The sequence below is a fragment of the Streptomyces olivaceoviridis genome (genome assembly GCF_014650115.1).
In the GTDB taxonomy this organism is placed as follows: Bacteria; Actinomycetota; Actinomycetes; order Streptomycetales; family Streptomycetaceae; genus Streptomyces; species Streptomyces olivaceoviridis.
The window spans coordinates 15,679-30,420 of sequence record NZ_BMUI01000028.1 but is presented as its reverse complement, the minus strand read 5'-3'; the positions used below and the strand labels follow the sequence as shown (position 1 = coordinate 30,420).

11 protein-coding genes and 2 pseudogenes are annotated in these 14,742 nt (G+C 69.9%); 4 read left to right on the top strand and 9 right to left on the bottom strand.

Annotated elements, in window-relative coordinates; genetic code table 11:
* Window positions 1-56 precede the first annotated feature (56 nt).
* The 4 genes from IE273_RS35250 to IE273_RS35235 form a co-directional block, all read right to left on the bottom strand.
* Window positions 57-1,634, bottom strand: a complete 1,578-nt coding sequence (locus tag IE273_RS35250; protein ID WP_189819204.1) for a purine-cytosine permease family protein — start codon at window positions 1,632-1,634, stop codon at window positions 57-59.
* Between the two features lie 184 nt (window positions 1,635-1,818).
* A complete protein-coding gene (locus IE273_RS35245) occupies window positions 1,819-3,066 on the bottom strand; it encodes an MFS transporter (protein WP_189819203.1) in 1,248 nt (415 codons plus the stop codon).
* Between the two features lie 1,437 nt (window positions 3,067-4,503).
* Window positions 4,504-6,366, bottom strand: a complete 1,863-nt coding sequence (locus IE273_RS35240; RefSeq protein WP_189819202.1) for an acyl-CoA dehydrogenase family protein — start codon at window positions 6,364-6,366, stop codon at window positions 4,504-4,506.
* Window positions 6,367-6,742: 376 nt separating this feature from the next.
* Window positions 6,743-7,732 carry a helix-turn-helix transcriptional regulator gene (locus IE273_RS35235; RefSeq protein ID WP_189819201.1) on the bottom strand — a complete coding sequence of 330 codons (990 nt, stop codon included), beginning with the start codon at window positions 7,730-7,732 and terminating at the stop codon, window positions 6,743-6,745.
* A 92-nt stretch (window positions 7,733-7,824) separates the two neighbouring features.
* Between IE273_RS35235 and IE273_RS35230 the strand changes: the two genes are divergently transcribed.
* Both IE273_RS35230 and IE273_RS45320 read left to right on the top strand, forming a co-directional pair.
* Window positions 7,825-8,223 (top strand): VOC family protein, encoded by a 399-nt coding sequence (locus IE273_RS35230; RefSeq protein WP_189819200.1) that lies wholly within the window; start codon window positions 7,825-7,827, stop codon window positions 8,221-8,223.
* Window positions 8,224-8,309: 86 nt separating this feature from the next.
* The gene (locus tag IE273_RS45320) at window positions 8,310-8,468 is read left to right on the top strand and encodes a hypothetical protein (RefSeq protein WP_189819199.1); all 159 of its coding nucleotides are present in this window, start codon (window positions 8,310-8,312) and stop codon (window positions 8,466-8,468) included.
* A gap of 391 nt (window positions 8,469-8,859) precedes the next feature.
* Here IE273_RS45320 and IE273_RS35220 read toward each other — a convergent pair whose 3' ends face one another.
* A complete protein-coding gene (locus IE273_RS35220) occupies window positions 8,860-9,057 on the bottom strand; it encodes an antitoxin (RefSeq protein WP_189819198.1) in 198 nt (65 codons plus the stop codon).
* Window positions 9,058-9,152: 95 nt separating this feature from the next.
* On the opposite strand from IE273_RS35220, the pseudogene IE273_RS44060 reads away from it, so the two are divergent.
* A pseudogene (locus tag IE273_RS44060) lies at window positions 9,153-9,321 on the top strand (transposase); the annotation flags it as partial.
* A gap of 79 nt (window positions 9,322-9,400) precedes the next feature.
* On the opposite strand, the pseudogene IE273_RS35215 reads toward IE273_RS44060, so the two are convergent.
* Window positions 9,401-10,057 (bottom strand): annotated as a pseudogene (locus tag IE273_RS35215) (MFS transporter); the annotation flags it as partial.
* 234 nt (window positions 10,058-10,291) lie between these two features.
* Between IE273_RS35215 and IE273_RS35210 the strand changes: the two are divergent.
* A complete protein-coding gene (locus IE273_RS35210; protein WP_189819197.1) occupies window positions 10,292-10,594 on the top strand; it encodes a formate dehydrogenase accessory sulfurtransferase FdhD in 303 nt (100 codons plus the stop codon).
* On the opposite strand, the gene IE273_RS35205 is transcribed toward IE273_RS35210, so the two are convergent.
* From IE273_RS35205 to IE273_RS35195, 3 genes are all read right to left on the bottom strand, one after another.
* Window positions 10,584-12,284: a xylosidase gene (locus IE273_RS35205; RefSeq protein ID WP_373309442.1), complete on the bottom strand. Its 1,701-nt coding sequence runs from the start codon at window positions 12,282-12,284 to the stop codon at window positions 10,584-10,586. The genes IE273_RS35210 and IE273_RS35205 overlap by 11 nt on opposite strands.
* Before the next feature lie 244 nt (window positions 12,285-12,528).
* Window positions 12,529-12,906: a hypothetical protein gene (locus IE273_RS35200; RefSeq protein ID WP_189819196.1), complete on the bottom strand. Its 378-nt coding sequence runs from the start codon at window positions 12,904-12,906 to the stop codon at window positions 12,529-12,531.
* 180 nt (window positions 12,907-13,086) lie between these two features.
* Entirely contained in the window at window positions 13,087-14,595 is a 1,509-nt protein-coding gene (locus IE273_RS35195; protein ID WP_229887856.1) for an APC family permease, read from the bottom strand.
* Window positions 14,596-14,742: the final 147 nt, after the last annotated feature.

Genomic DNA, 14,742 nt, shown 5'->3' with positions numbered 1-14,742 from the left:
GTCAGCTCCTCGACATGGCGGCGGGGCCTGCACGGGCCGCGCCGCCATCAGTACGGTCAGCGGTCAGTGTTCGTGGATTCGGCCGCGGGGCTGTCCGCTGCGTCGGGAGCCGGCGGCTGGGACCCGTCCTCCCCGCGAGCGGTGTCTCCTGCGGCCACGAGCGAGTAGTCGGGGCGCGGGTCCAGCCGGAGTCCGAACGTGAGGATCCCGTAGAGCGCGGCGCCGAGCACCATGGCTATGACAATGCCGAGCCCGCTTGACGCGAACACACCGGTTCGGCCGCTCTCGGTGAGGAGGAACCCGGTGATTTCACCCAGGTTCGGGTCGGCACTCGTCACGAGGCCGAGGCCGACGACGGTTCCGGTGATCAGGCTCACTATCGCTGTCCAGCGCCCGTCACGGCCGCCGTGGCCGCGCGGATTCGCCATGTCGGTGTTCCAGCCCGCGCGGCGCTGCCGGATGAAGTCGACGAGCTGGATGCCGCCCATCGTGCCCATCATCACGGCGATGAGCGACAGGAACGACTGGAACGTCGCAAGGAACGAGGTGGAGATGAACAGCAGGTAGAAGGCGCCTGCCGCGATGATGATCGCGTTGATCATGGTCGTCACGGAGCGGCGCAGCGGCACACCGACCGCCATGAGCGCCAGTCCGGAGCTGTACATGCCGGTGATCGCAGCCGAGACGAGCGAGATGACGATCACGATGGAGAACGGGACGAAGAACCACATCGGCAGAAGCGCGGTGAGCGCGCCGATCGGGTCGGACGCGGTGGCGGCGCCGAGCTTCGGGTCCCCGCCGACGAGGAGCGCCCCGACGATGAGGAGGGTGACGACGGGCAGGCTGAGTCCGGCGGTCGTCCAGCCGATCACACCGCGCGCCGGGGTGTTCCGCGGAAGGTAACGGGCGAAGTCACCGCCGTAGTTGAGGAAGCCGAGGCCGACCAGGGTCATTGCCATCACGATGCCGCCGACGAACACGAGCGGTCCGCCCGCGGGGGTGTCTCCGAGGTGAGTCCACCGGATCTGAGGCACCACGAAGCCCAGGAACACGACCGTCATGATGCCGGTCACCCACGAGATCCAGACTTCGAGCTTCATGATGAGCTCGTGGCCGAGGACGGACACCGTCATCGTCACGGCGAGCACGATGACGAACCACAGCACGATGGTGAACGTCGCGCTGGACCCGTCCGTGTCGGCGAACACCGACGGCCACAGCTCGGCGAACAGCTTCGCGCCGGTGGTGGAGGCCAGGGTGATGATTGTCACCTTCCAGCCCATGTTGGAGAGATACGCGAAGAACGCGGGGATCCTGTTGCCCTTCATGCCGAACGCGAAACGCGTCTGGGTGAGGGTCGGCAGACCTGTGCGGGGCCCGCCCACGGCGAGGATGCCGACGAGTGCGGACGAGGCCAGGTAGCCAATGGTCCCGGCGACGATCGTCTGCCAGACGTTCAGGCCGAGGCTGAAGACGAAGATGCCGTAGCTGATGCCGAGGATCGAGATGTTCCAGGCGAACCAGACGGCGAACAAGCCGCTCGGTCTCCCGCGCCGTTCGGCATCGGGCACGGGATTGACGCCGTTCGATTCGACAGCGGCGCCTATGCGCCCTTGCTGGGCCGCACTGCTCATGATGTGCGCCTTTCAGTTCACTGTGTGGTGGTGCTGGGGACGAGTCCGGAGGCATGGTCGAGTCAGCGAGCCCGTTCGCCTTCCAGGCGTGCTCCGCGTCCGTGGGCGCACGGATCCGTCGGAGAGCAGAGTGCCGGACGCCTTCCTCAACGGTTCTGCGGCTCAGCTGAGCACAGGGGCGGGCTCAGCTGAGCACAGGGGCGGTCTTCCGCCTCGCGGCCCGGTGTTCGGTGAGCCAGTACAGCAGCGCCGGCAGCGGCAGAGCCGCGCCGAGGATGCTCACCGCGCCCCAGCCGCCGGCGCGGTAGGCGATCGAGCCGAGCTGGGAGCCGAGGGCGCCGCCGAGGAAGAAGGTGGCGATGAAGACGGAGTTGAGGCGAGCCCGGGCACTGGCATCGAGCTGGTAGATGGTGTGCTGGCCGAGAATCAGGGTGGTCTGCACAGCCATGTCGATGAGAATCGCGGCCAGGGCGAGCAACACGATGCTGTGCTGTCCGAAGCCCGCGACGGCGGAGGCCGCGGCGGCGGCGGCGAACGCGAGGCCGGTCATGGGACGGGCGAGCTCGCGGTCCGCCCAGTGCCCGGCGAGCGGGGCGATGGCGGCACCGGCGGCTCCGACGAGGGCGAAGAGCCCGACGCCGACGGGTGAGTAGTGGAAGCGGGGGCCGGTGAGGACGTAGGAGACGGTGGTCCAGAAGGCGCTGAACGCACCGAACATCGCCGCCTGGTACAGACCGCGGCGCGGCAGCGCGGGATGCCTTCGCAAGAGTGCGGCGGTCGAGCGCAGCACGTGGTGGTAGGGGACAGCCGTGGTCGGGGCGTGCCTGGGCAGCGCGGCCCGCAGGGCCACGGCCAGCAGGGCCATCAGGACCGCGGAGCCGAGGTAGACGACGCGCCAGCCGGCAGCGTCGGAGACCAGGCTACTGAGCGTGCGGGAAAGCAGGATGCCGGTGAGCAGGCCGCTCATCACCCGGCCCACGATCCGCCCGCGGGCGTGGTCCGGGGCGAGACTCGCGGCGAACGGGACCAGGATCTGGGCGACCACAGACGTGGCACCGCTGATCAGGGAGGCGGCCAGCAGCATCGGGAACCCGGTCGCGAGGCCGGCCGCCACCTGGGCGAGGGTGGTGACCGTCAGCAGGACGGTGATCAGGCCGCGCTTCTCCAGCCGGTCGCCGAGCGGCACCAGGAAGAGCATGCCGATCACATAACCGACCTGGGTGAGCGTGATCAGTGTGCCCGCGGTGGCCGTGCCGATATGGAAGACGTCCCGCAGGGACGACAGCAGGGGCTGCGCGTAGTACAGGTTGGCGACCGTCGTGCCGGAGGCGACGGCCAGCAACGCGACCAGTCGGCCCGGCACGCCGTGCGCGGGTGCGGCACGGTCTGACCTGCGGTGATCGGATGTGAGGAGAGCGAGCGACTGGGACATGGAACCTTCTTCATGGCGGACGAGCCGGGGACCTGGCTCGCCGATGACGCGTGACGGCGATCGAGCGCCTTCCTTGCTGCACTCACCTCGCTGCACTCACCTTGACCAAGCGCGGGACACCCCGCACCACTTCCCCATGGCCTGCGATGGATCTCGATGTCAGCTGTCTGAAGGACAGATGACGGTGGAAGCTTCCCCCGGCGGGCCGCTTGAGGCGTCGGCGGCGACGGACGTCCTGAGCCCTCTCCCGCCGCTCCGCCTGGTGCGACCACCCCGGACGTCGTGGGCCTGGCAAGAAGCCTTGGCGAAGAGATCACAAGCAGAACCGACCGGACAGGGCTCACAGACCGCACGCGCTGGACTCTTCCCGCCGTCGGCGTGCAGATCCCCGCTCACCGGTGGGCGAGAGGAAGACAGAGCCGTCCGTGCCACGGCACGCGGCGTCGGCCTGCCACGTCCACATGTCCCAAAGGGGTTTCCTCCGGGACCTCACGAAGACCTCCGCTCGATCCGCAACGTCGTTTCGTGGCGCGATCGCCAGGGTAACGACGGCTACCCGAGACAGTTGTCCATCACTGCACGAAGGCAAGTCCATCAGCGCACTGTCCGACCCCTACGGGAACGTGCGGCGCACCCGATACGCGTGTTCGGTTCACGGGGGTTCCGGGTGTCACCGCCGGTGCCGGCGCTCGCCGGCATCCCGTGCCTCCTTCTCACCCGGGCCGGTGAGCGCGGCGGCTCGACAGGCCGCGCGGCGCGGTCGGGCAGCGCCACCGACAGTTCCGGAGCGGCGGCCGGCAGTTGCCGGCGGAGGCGGCGGCGCGTGCCGGGTCGGCGGCACCGCCGCGCAGGGCGCCCGAGGTCTTCCCGCATACCTCGCCCCGCACACTCAGGGCCTTCTCCCGGGCGGCGCCGGGCTTGACGCCCCTCAGGCATTCGGCGATCCCCGCCGCCCGGGCCGGGTGGTAGCCGCCTGGCTGGTTCAGCTGCCCGCGCGGCACGGCGGCCGTCTCCCGCGACCCGACCCTCCCTCGGCGTCGGCGCCGTTCCTGCCGGCGCCGCCGGCGGCGGACGTGTCCGCGGGCGGGCCGGGGGACTGCCCGCGGACACGGCGGCCGGGGCGCGCCCGGCAGCACCTGTCTTCCCCGCCGGCACTGGGCGGCTCGGGGCGGCTCGGGGCGGCTCGGGGCGGCGACGAGCCCGTCGGTCATGATCTGCCTGCTCAGAGCCCCGCTCGCCGGCCTGGAGAAGGGGGGTACCAACCGGGTACCACCGGGTCACTGACCGACAGCGCGGCCTGGCCAACCTCGCCGTCGCCGCCCTCGACAGGCGCGAAGCACTCGCCAGTGATTGATCGCTTCCGGCGCGTACCGCGGGTTCTCCGCCCACCTTCTCCCCCGCGCCTCCTGACCGGCGACGAGTGCGAGCCCGGGCCGGCTACGCGGGCGTCATTTCGGTCTTCGCAGCTCGGGCCTGCAACATCGGATGTCCTTCCACGACGCTTTCCAAGGCGGCGAATCCTTCGGTCAGTTGCAGGGAGTAAGGCACGAGCATCTCGATCAGCGCCTCTTCTGCGTCGGGCAACTGCCGCACGTGCTCCGGGGTGATACGCCCGTCGGCCAGCAAGTCCCCAGCGTGTGTCCTCACCTGGCGCAGCGCGAACAGGCGGTGCAGCTGTCCGAGGAGTGCCCGAGCCTGCGGATCCGCCGTCTCGCCGCCTTCGCGCAGCAGCACCTCCGCCGCGAGCCGGTGTACGTAAGCGTCGACGAGCTGCAAAGCCGGTCGCACGGTTCCGTTCCACCGCGCCAGGGGATCACCGCGGCGTCCCGTACGCAGTCGGCTCCGTGCTCGGCCATGCCAGATGCGCTCGACATCGGCCAGCAGTTCCATCAGGTACTCCGCATCGTGGAGTGAGCGGCTGGCCGGAGGTACCTCTGACGGCGGCATCGGGGTGAAGCCGCCCATGAGCATCTCGCCTGCGGCTTTGACCCAGATGACCTGGTTGTCGCCCTCGGCGGTGACGGTCCCTTCGTTCGCAGCCAGTTGGTAGGCGATCCCGTTCGACAGCAGCAGGCCTTGTGCTCCGCAACGCTCCCGGCACTCGGTCATGACCGCCCGAGCCTGCCAGGTGATCCAAGCCTTGGCCACGGCCGCCAAACGCTCGACTCCGTCCTGGTCTGCGTCCGTGCCGCTGGTCCACCGCTGCACCACATGGCGGTGCAGTAACGTCGCGGCGTAGGTCGTGGCCACCGCGGACAGAAGAGGCGCGTGATGGCTGCGGTGCTCGATGAGGGCGACCTTGCGGCCCGTCGTCATCCCGGACGTGAGGCGGCGGTGAGAGTGCCGCATGGCGACTGCCAAGGCGTGTCGCGTCACTCCGAGGCTGTAGGCGCTCATGCACAACTTGCCGGCGTGCACGCGGCGGACCGATCTGAGGAAACGTTTCCGGGGATTCCCCAGGGTGCTGGTGAAGGTGCCGTCGGGCGACAGCCGTCCCTGCTCGCCCTGCACCATGGCCTCGAAGGGAAGCCGCACGCCGTGGAAGTAGGTGGCACAGTGGTCGACCGGTGCGCTGGCCGTCTGCGGAAGGGGGCGCACCTCCACGCCTGGGTAGTGCCGCCCCTCGCTGTCGGTGAGCGGTGTGAGGAACAGGAACACTCCGTGATCGACATCCCCGACCACCAAGCGGGCCGCTACCAGAGCGTTCTTGGCTCCGCCGGTGCCGCTGGTGTTGGGCATCCACTTGCAGGAGCCGGGAGTTGGTGTGTCAAGGATGAAGCCGCCCGTGGCGAAGTCGAACCGTGCTGTCGTCTCCAAGGCTGCGGCGTCGTTGCCATGATCCAACTCGGTGCACAGAAACGTACCAATGCGCTCGATGTCGCTGTAGACGGACAGGTCCCGTCCGTCGTGGTCATGGTCCAGCAGGCTGCCGATATGCAGATTCCAGTGGATGCTCGCGATCGTCGCCATGCCTGCGTCCACCACCCCGGCCCACTCGTGCATCGCCGCGAGCAGCTCAATATCCGAGGCGAGACCGACGGGGTCCGGCACGGCTTCGGCGATGATCCTGAGCCGCTCGTACGACAGCGCCGTGCGGTCCTGTGGACTGAGGCCTTCCTGGAAGGCGAAACGATGTCCGCTGAACAGGCGTCTCCAGGGCTCGTGGATCTGCTCTGCGCGGGGCCCTAACAGGATACGAGCGAGTTCTGTGGATATGCCCTGGTCATGAACTATTTGGGTGGCGGTCACGCTGGGAAAGATAGTGGAATTGATCACTCCGCACACCGTGATGATCAACACGATTGGGCACCTGGCGAAAGTGGAATAGGCATTTCCCGGCCGGGCTGGCTGCACGTCCAGAGGTCGCGCCGCGGGGAAGGGTCGCGCCGCTCATCCCGGCTCAGTGCTGACCGTGCCCCGTCCAAGGGACGCACCCGCAGATCGGGTTCTCTAGGGCGAGAACCTGTCGAAATACCGCAAGGGCCAATTCCTGAAATACACGGACCGCCCCCTTGATCCCTTGCGCGTTGCGGGAGACGCGATGGGTCCGCGACAGTGAGGGGGAGTTCGCTTTACTGAACCCTGTTATCGGTGGTTCACCGCTCTCCGCAAGCCCTGGCGCTGGACGGGGCCGTCGAATACCGGTGTGCCATCTCATGACACTGGTTCCTCGCTGTCAGGCTCGGCGGGCAGAGGACGTGAGGCGATCGGCGAGCGCGATGACGAGGTCGCGGAGTTCATCGGGGCGCTCGATGACGAACGGCTGGTCGAGTGAGGCGAGTACCGGAGGCAGCCAGTCGAGCCGCTCCGCCCGCAGCTCGACGCGCAGCCAGCGCTCGGTCGCCCCGTCCTCGCCGGCCGCGGGCTCGTGCTCCTCCAGGCTCGCGACGCTGACGGGAAGGTGGGCGCGGATCTGCTCAACCGTCCCGTGGATCCGCAAGGTCACCTCATGCCGGTACCCGGCCGTGGCGAACCCTGACAACACGCGCTGTGCGGGAGCGGGACCCACGGGCGCTTCGAATGAGCCGGTCAGGGTCCGCGCGTCTGCGATGCGATCGAGCCGGAAGGTTCGGTCCTCGCCGATCCGGGCGTCCTTCCCCGTGACATACCACCGGCCCGCATGGGCGACGATCCCGTACGCGTGCAGCGTGCGTTCGCTGGGCCGTCCGTCACGGTCGGTGTAGCGGATCGAGACCGGTCGGCGGTGGCGCACCGCATCGGCGACGGTGAGCAGGACCCCGGCGTCCGGGGTGTCGAACTCGCCGGGCTGATCCGTGAAGGCGAGAGCTTCCAGGAGTGTGTCGAGCCGACGGGCGATGTGCTTGGGCAGCACCCGCCGGATCTTCGCCGACGCCGTCTCGTTTGCCGTGCGCTCCGTCGTCGTCAGCCCTGCCCGGCGGCCGGCGACCAGGCCGAGCAGCACGGCCAGCGCCTCGTCGTCGCTGAGCATGAGCGGAGGCAGGCGGTACCCGGGAGCCAGCCGGTACCCGCCGTAGCGGCCACGCACCGACTCCACGGGCACGTCCAGGTCGATCAGCTGGTCCACATACCGCCGCACAGTGCGTCCTTCGACGCCGAGACGGTCAGCGAGCTCGGCCACAGTCCGGGTGCCGCCCGACTGCAGCAGCTCCAGGAGTGTCAGCACGCGGCCGGTGGGTCGAGGCATGTTCGCAGCCTAACGCGAATACAGGACCGATTCTGTCCACTATTCCTCCTAACCTGCGACGTGTACGCCTCCAGCACAGCCAAGGAGATCCCATGGACTTCATCTCGATCCGCATCATCACCGGCGACGTAGCGCGCCTCGTCGAGTTCTACGAGCGCGCCACAGGGGCGCGGGCGACATGGGCCAACGAGGACTTCGCCGAACTCAGGACCGCGGGCGCCACCCTCGCGATCGGCAGCACCCGCACCGTCCCGCTGTTCGCCCCGGGCTCTGCCCGCCCGGCGGACAACCACAGCGTGATCATCGAGTTCCTCGTCGACGACGTGGACAGCGTTCACGACAACCTGACCGGCTTCGTCACCGACTTCGTCACCAAGCCCACCACGATGCCCTGGGGCAACCGTTCGCTGCTGTTCCGTGACCCCGACGGCAACCTCGTCAACTTCTTCACCCCCGTCACCCCAGCGGCCATCGAAAAGTTCGCACGCTGACGCCACGCGCAGCCGCTCACGGGGGAACCCTGAGATCTCAGGGCTCCCGGTAGCCCCGCCCGCACCCCGAGGACATCGCTGACCTGGTGGAGGCGCTGCGGCGGCAGACCAAGCACGGGCCAGGCCGGCTCGCCGCCGACCTGCAGCGGCTGCGCGGCGTCACACTCGCGCCCGCGACAGTTCACCGCATCCTGGTGCGGCGAGGACTCAACCGGCTCCGGGACCTCGACGAGGTCATCCGCTAGAGCACGACCGGGTCGGCGACCTGATCCACGTCGACGTCAAGAAGCTCGGACGCATCCCGACCGGCGGCGGCTGGCGGATGCACGGGGTCGGTACCGAGTCCGCCCGCGCCTCCGAACGCACCGGGCCCGGCACCGGCAAGGTCGGATACACGTACCTGCATTCGGCGCTCGACGACCACTCCCGGCTCGCCTATACCGGACGTACGTCCGGTTCACCTCGTCCGCGGTGAAGTCGCGGCCGATCAGGTCCGGCACCTTCGCCGCGGCGGGGTCCGGGATGGTCCTGCGATGCTTCCTGATCAGGCGGAGACCGGCCAGCCCGACGCCTGCACAGGGATCCGGGTGCCCGACCGTGCGCGGCACCCGGACTCGCTATAAGCCTGACGGCAGGTCAGTTCTTGTGCTCGCCCAGCTGCTCGACGTAGTCCTGGGCCTTGTCGACAGCCGTGTCGATCTTCTCGCTGTACTTGCCGTCGGTCCTGTCGTCGATGAAGTCCCCGACTTTTTCAAGCCCTTCGGAGATCTTGTCGCCGTGGGCCGCGGCGAGATCCTCGGCCTTGTCCTTGAGGTTCTTCAGGGCGTCGAACATGCCTGGTCTGTCTCCTTGGGGGTGTACTGCCTGTCAGGGATCATGTTCCCACGGAGGCGGCGGCGGACGAAGGGAGCATTGGCGCACCAGTGCCGTTGTATCTCCCGAGCGCGTGGACCTCCGATCGTGGGCGATGTCGCGCGGCCGGCGTTCCCGGACGATGTCGAGTTCGCCACGAAACCTGTCCTCGTTCGCCGCGTGGTCGAGCGTGCTCTGGCTCCGGCGGTTCCGTTCGGCCGGGTGCCCGCTGACGCGGTATACGGAGGGCCAGGCATCCGCACCATCTGCCGTTCACCGCGCTGTCCGCCGCTTGCGCATCACCCGACCGGGGCGGCCTGGACGGCGTCCGCGAGCTGAGGTGCCCCCGTACGCCGGGGGCCGACCTCGGCAGGAGCCGGCGGCCCAGGAGCAGGGCCGCCGCACCGATGGGCACGTTGACGTAGAAGATCCACCGCCAGCCGTCCGTACCCGTGGCCAGGGCGAGGATGACGCCGCCGGTGATGGGGCCGACGGCGCTGGAGATGCCCACCGTGGCGCTGAACAGCCCGAAGGCGCGCGGTCGTTCGGAGTCCGTGAAGAGCTGCTGGATCAGCGCGGAGTTCTGTGGTGCCAGGAAGCCGGCCGACACCCCCTGGGCGAGCCGCGCCGCCACGACCAGCCCGATCGTAGGGGCCGCGCCGACGGCCGCGCTGCACACGACGAAGGCGGCGAGCGCCACGAGGAAGATCCGCCGGCGGCCCACGGCGTCGCCCAACCGCCCCGCCACCACGAGGGCGAGGGCGAAGGTGAGCGCGTAGCCCGACACGCCCCACTGCACCGACGACGGCTTCGCGCCCAGGTCGCGCGCCATGGACGGCAGGGCCACGGACACGATCGTCACGTCCAGCAGGATCATGAACCCGGCGACCAGGGTGACCCAGAGGGCGCGCCACCCGTTGGGGTCCTGTCCAGGGTCCTGTCGGGCGTCGGTCCGGGCATCGGTACGGAACAGAGGGCTCACCACGACTCCTTTCGCCACTGCCCGGCAGTGTGCGAGCGGGGCGAGCCGGCGCGCATCGCATGAACATGCGGTGAGGGGGCGATGCGGAGGGGCGGCGGAGGGGGTATCGCCGTCGGATGACGGATGCCTCCGCCCGCGCGGGACGGGCACGCGGGGTGCGTCGGGTGCCGGCTGGCGGGACGGGGACGGAAGCGGTCGGCCCGGGCGCCGGCCTCGGTCGAGGAGCTGCGGACCATGACGTACTGCGCCGGTGCCACCGAGGACGGGCGCAACCCCTACAACGTGGTCGACGTGCGCACGACCGAAGGGATCGGCGCCGAACGCTTCACGCTCCGGCGGAACTTCTACACCACGTCGTCCTGCGGCCTGTGCGGCAAGGCGAGCCTGGACGCCGTACGGACGGTCGCCCGCCGGCCGTTGTCCGACCGCCCCTGCCTGACGCTCTCCCCGGATCTGCCGGCCTCCCTGCCGGACGGCCTGCGGAGAACGGGCCCGGCGCGTCGGCCGTCCGGCGGGTGCTCGGTGCTCAGCCGGTGATCAGGGTGAACTTCTCCCACGGCCCGATGGCGGTCCGGTTGGCGACGAGGGGCGAGGCGCCGGCGTCCTCCGCGGTGACGTACCGCCCGTTCGCCAGGGCGAGCAGGCTGACCGTGCCGTCGGCATTGCGGACGAGCTGGAAGGCCTGGGCCCGGCCGGGCGTGGTGCCGTCGGCTGTCAGTGGAGCCGTACCCGCGGTGACGTAACGGCCGTTGGCGTGCGCCCGCAGGGCGATCGAGCCGCTGCCCGCGTCCACCATGTCGAACTGCTCCCAGGGCCCGATGGCCGTGCGGTTGGCGACGAGGGGCGAGGCGCCGGCGTCCTCCGCGGTGACGTAGGCGTTGTTGACGCTCGCCTTGAGACTGACGACCGTGCCGGTGGCGGGCGGGGTGGAGCCCCCGGTCACGGGCTCGGTGGGGCGGGTCGGGGTGAGCGCGATCCGGCCCTTGAGCATCCGGCCGCCGTCGGCCGTGAGCCGCAGGTAGTAGTCGGAGGAGCAGGCGGTGCCGTCCTCGTCCAGTGCCAGGAAGCCCGAGTCGGCGGGGACGGACGCCTTGGTCTCGGCAGTCTTGGCGATCTGGTTGCCCTCGTTGAACTCGTCGAACATCGAGATGTAGATGCCCTGTGCGCCCACCCGGACCATGTTGTAGAACTGCCGCCACATGAAGTCGCCGTGCGCCCGCTGGCCGGGGATCGAGACGTCGCCGGGCAGCACACAGGGCTGGTAGTCGATGCCGTGGGCGTCGCAGTCCGCCTGGTCGCCCAGATTGACGTACTGGTAGTAGTGGTCGGATTCGGCGACGCTGCCGATGGCGCCGACCATCCAGGGCGAGATCATGTCGAACGCGTGGTAGACGTCGAGGAAGCCGTCCCGGCTGCCCTGGCCGCCAGTCCGCCACTCCTTCGGAACGCCTCCGATGACGTAGCAGCCCTGCGACTTGAACCAGGCTATGACGTCGGCGCAGGCGGCGGCGGAGAAGGCGTGGTCGTCGTCGTTGAAGCCGAAGCCCCAGACGGCGACCACCGGTTTGCCGTTCTGCCGTGCGTAGGCCGGACTCGCGGTGTGCGCCTTCATCTTCCCGGTCCAGTCCGCCTTGATCTCGGACTGCATGGACGTCCACCCGGTGACGTCGTACATGACGTAGAACTTCACGTCGTGCGCCTCGGCGGCGCTGCGCACCTTCTGGGCCATCGCGTCGCGTGTCGGGCCCTCGCCCCCGGTCGGGTTGAACCGCTGGAGGGCCGCGGTGTCCACCCCGTACTGGGACATCCACGAGAAGTGCGTGTCGACCGTCTGCTGGTCGTACGACGAGAAGAGCGTCGCGGGCCGGCCGTCGCCCAGGGCGGCGTAGCCGGTGGGGTAGGTGTGCGTGTATTCACGCATGTCCGGCCAGCACTTGATACCGGTGTTCGTCGAGGACGGGGTTCTGCTCCAGTCCTTCGACCAGTGCCACCAGCCGTCGATGGGGGCGCCGTCGCCCTTGGCCGCGAACCAGCCCTGGTAACCGACGGTTATTTTGCCGACGACGTCGCCGACCGGGGAGGCGGACGGTGCGGCGGACGGCCCGTCCGACACGGTGGCGGCCTCCGCGCCGCCGGACGATGCGAACACGGCTGCCGCGGCACCTCCCGCGGCGGTGCCGAGGATCCGGCGCCGGGTCCAGGTGTTCTTGCGGTGTGACTCGGTCACGATGACTCCAAAGCGCGTGCCCGCCGTCGGGAGTCGGGCGTGCGGGGTCGGGGGCGGTGGGGGGTGTCGGCGACCCACGGTGTGCGGCGGGCCCGGGAACGCGTGCGGTCCCCGCTTCCGGCGTCACCGCGGATCAACGCGATCCAATCGCCCGGTGGGTGACTGGTCAAGTGCCGTGTCCACTGCGGCAGTTGGGTGGGCCGGGGCGGCCTGTGTGCGCGCCGCCATCGGTTCGGCGGATGGGTCACCGGTCTCCCCTGTGGCCGGCCGCGGCTCGCCGACGACTCCGGTGACGGGCGTCGGCATCCCATGTCGGCGGTGAGTACGCCGAGCGGGTGGTCGGCGTCTGCGGGGCGGGCGGCGCCCGGTCGGAGAGGTCGGGGTGGGCGGGGCTGGCGCGTACGACGCGCGCCCCGGGGGAAGTCGCGGACGAGGTGTTCGCCGGGCCGGCGGACGACACCGGGGTGAGGCCCACGCCGAACTCCAGGCTCAGCGGACGGGTGTCGTCCGGGAACGCGCGCAGCCAGTCCTGGAGGCGGCGGCCCGCAGGGAGGCAGGGGGCACCGACGAACTCCGGGCCGACCCGGGCGTCGTTCTCCGCCGCGCCCGCACGGTAGTCCATGACAAGGCGACCCTCCGGCTCAGCTGCCGCGCACACGGGTCACGCCTGCGGGGCCGGAGGGTCGCCGGGCCAGAGGGTCGCCGGGTAGGAGGGTCGCCGGGTAGGAGGGCCCCCGTCCTCCTCGCCTCGGCCTCGCCGCCCGGCACGGGGCGAGGCGGGGCGGGGCAGGGCGAGGCGGGGTCAGGCGAGTCCTTCCTCCTCGGTGAGCCGGTGCCCGATCCTCCGTACCAGTGCCGGAGAGAGCAGGACGGCGGCCAGTGCCACCGCTATCCAGGCGCCGGCCGTGATCGGCAGCCAGAAGGCCGCACCCGTCGGGTAGGGCACGATGTTGCGGTACAGCGTGTAGCCGAGCACGGCCACGGTCGCGGCGGGGATGACCATTTCCCGGCGCGGCACCCGCCGGGTCCGCAGCAGCATCCCGGCGGCGCCCACCGTCGCCAGCAGGTACACCACCAGCACGATCAGGGTCCCCACCGTCCCGATCCACGCCCAGGGCAGGGCGACGGGCACGCGGGCCACCCATCCGAAGACCACCACGGACGCCACCATCACGGCGAAGGCCACGCCGACGGCCCCGACCGGTGTGCCGTACCGCTGGGACACCCGGGTGACCACCGTGTCCCTGGTCGTCGCCGCCCGGGACAGGGACAGCAGCATCCGGGACGCGCCGATCAGGCAGCCGATCGCGCCGCCCAGCGCCGAGACCGTGGTACCGACCGTGACGATGTCACCGACCCAGGAGGACAGGTAGGCCGCGCCCAGATCACCGTAGAGCGAACCGCTGGCATGGAGGCGGGCCAGGTCCGAGGCGCGGGTGCCGAACCCCATGACCTCCACGGCGCTGGTGACGATGTAGAAGACGCCGCCGATCAGTACGGTCCCGATGACGGCCCGGGGAATGGTGCGGCGTGGTTCGCGGGCTTCCTCGCCGAGGGTGGCCGCGCTCTCGAAGCCCGCGAAGGCCAGGAAGCCGAACACGGCGCCGAGGAAGAGCGCCGAACTGCCGGTGCCTTCGGCGGGCCGGAAGACGGACAGGGTGAATTCCTGGCCCTGCGGGCCGTGCGCGGTGCTGATCCGGTAGACGACCACCGCGCTGATCAGCAGGATGAGTACGACGGTGGCTCCCTCGATCCACAGCAGCAGGTCGGCGCCGCGTCGGGCGGGGAACACCGTGATCACCGCCGCGGCCAGCAGGACGAGCAGGGCGATCAGGTGGGGCAGCCAGTTCGGGGGGTCGGACAGGAGGCCGAGCGACTCGATCAGCGAGGTCGAGAAGATGGCGGCCGAGTAGGCGCTGCTCATGCCGAACAGCAGATAGGTGCCGAGCAGGCACCAGCCGGCGACGGTGCCCGCGCGGGCGCCCAGGGTGGCGCCGACGAAGCCGAACACCGATCCGGACGTGTTGAAGTGCTGGCTGAGCCGCACGAAGCTGTACGACAGCAGGAGCACGCCCACCGTGGCGATGGCGATCGCCAGTGGAATGGCCCGGCCGACGGCGGGCTCGGCGCCCTGCGGGTTGATGTTGGCGGACAGGGTCGGGCCCATGACGCCGATCGATACGCCGAGCACCTGCCACAGGCTGAGGTTGCGGCGTAGCCCGGCGGGCGCGTCGCCGCTTCCGCCTCCGTCGCGCGGGCGCTCTTTCTCCCCGCCGGCTCGGACGGTTCCCGATGTGTGGTCGACGGGCATGGGCGCCCTCCCGGTTCGGTTCTCGCACTGTTCACGGAAAACTTGTCAGACAGGATTTGCGGACGTCTGACGTGAGTGGAGGCCACTGTCACGGAGGTGAACGACGAGTGTCAAGAGTTTCTCGGCGCCTTGACAGACGCTACTTGT